Below are 1632 nucleotides of genomic sequence, written 5' to 3' on the forward strand. Positions count from 1 at the left end.
CGCCAGGGGCGGAACCGGGGGCGGAACCGGGGGCGGAACCGGCCTGGGCCACCAGGCGCAGCCCCTGCGGCGTCTCCAGGTGCCAGCGCTGCAGATGGCCGAGATAGACCGACTGGCGGAAGATCGCCGGCAGGGTGCCCGGCGCCGGGCCGGGGGCGATGCGCATCTGCTCCGGCCGGATCACCGCGGTGGCCAGCGCCCCCTCCGGCCGGCCGGCGGCGTCGCAGGCGACGACCGTCTCGCTGCCCTCGAGCCGCAATCCGCCGCGGATCAGCCGCCCCTGCAGCAGGTTGGCGATACCCAAAAATTCGGCGACGAAGCGGCTGGCGGGGCGGCGATAGACGGTGTCGGGCGTGCCCACCTGCTGCACCGCGCCCTCGTTCAGCACCAGCAGCCGGTCGGACAGCGACAGCGCCTCCTCCTGGTCATGGGTGACCAGCAGGGTGGTGATGCCGAGCTCCCGCTGCAGCGATTTCAGCTCGACCTGCACCTCCTCGCGCAGCTTCCTGTCCAGGGCGCCGAGCGGCTCGTCCAGCAGCAGGATGTCCGGCTCGAAGACCAGGGCGCGGGCCAGGGCGACGCGCTGCTGCTGGCCGCCGGACAATTGCGCCGGGCGCCGCCTCTCCAGCCCGGTCAGCCGGACCCGGGCGAGGGCGGCGGCCACCTTGCGGGCGATATCCTCCCGCGGCAGGCCCCGCACGGCGAGCGGGAAGGCGACGTTGCGGAAGACGTCGAGATGCGGGAACAGCGCGTAGGATTGGAACACCAGGCCGATGCGGCGCTCCTGCGGCGGCAGGTGGGTGACGTCGCGCCCGGCGATCTGGATGCGCCCGGCGCTGGGCGGGGTCAGCCCGGCCACCATCGACAGCACCGTCGTCTTGCCCGAGCCCGAGGGGCCGAGGATGGTCAGGAACTCGCCCTGCGCGACCTGGGCGGAGAGCCGCTCCACCGCGACCATCGCGCCATAGCGTTTCTCGATCGCGTCGAAGACGATGTCACCCAAGCGGCGCTCTCCCCCTGCATCGCCGGGCAACGCCGGCCCGCCAGCATCGGAACAATTCCGAAGCCGTAGCAAGCGCGTTTTTCTCCCTGATCGTCTTTGCCGGTCGTATCTGCCGAATGTTCCTGCCAGATGTTTCTGCCGGGCGCCGAGATCAGGCCTCCAGCCCGGCCACCGTTTCCAGCAAGGCGAGGCGCAGCAGCGCGGCCTCGGATTCGCCCATCGGCGTCGACAGCGCGCCGGAGCAATTGGGCGTCAGCAGCACGCCGCGCCGCAGCAGCCCGGCATGCACCGCGGCCAGCGCGCCCGGCCCGCCCGGCGACGGGGTGATCGAGCGGTAGTCGCGGATTTCCGCCAGGGTCAGGTGCAGCCGGAACAGCCCGCCCAGCCCGGTCAGCTGCGCCGTCAGCCCGGCCGAGCGGAAGGCCGCGTTGGTCGATTGCCGGACATCGTCGCCCAGCCGCGCCAGGCGGTCGACCGTGGCCTCGTCATAGCCGGCGAGCGTCGCGGTGCCGGCCACCATGGTCAGCGGATTGGCCGAGAAGGTGCCGCCCAGCGCGACGCCCGGCCGGCCCTGGGTATGGTCGAAGACCGCCATGCGCGCGGCCGGCCCCGCCACCGCCCCCGCCGGC

1 protein-coding gene and 1 pseudogene are annotated in these 1632 nt (G+C 73.0%); both read right to left on the reverse strand.

What is annotated here, in order from left to right; translation table 11 throughout:
* Window positions 1-1003, reverse strand: a 1003-nt coding sequence (locus tag GVN67_RS28920) for an ABC transporter ATP-binding protein (protein WP_160000749.1), incomplete at its 3' end; no start/stop codon positions are given.
* A gap of 151 nt (window positions 1004-1154) precedes the next feature.
* A pseudogene (locus tag GVN67_RS28925) lies at window positions 1155-1632 on the reverse strand (hypothetical protein); the annotation flags it as partial.

Origin of the sequence: Roseomonas sp. 18066, from assembly GCF_902706185.1 — a bacterium.
Lineage (GTDB): Bacteria > Pseudomonadota > Alphaproteobacteria > Acetobacterales > Acetobacteraceae > Pseudoroseomonas.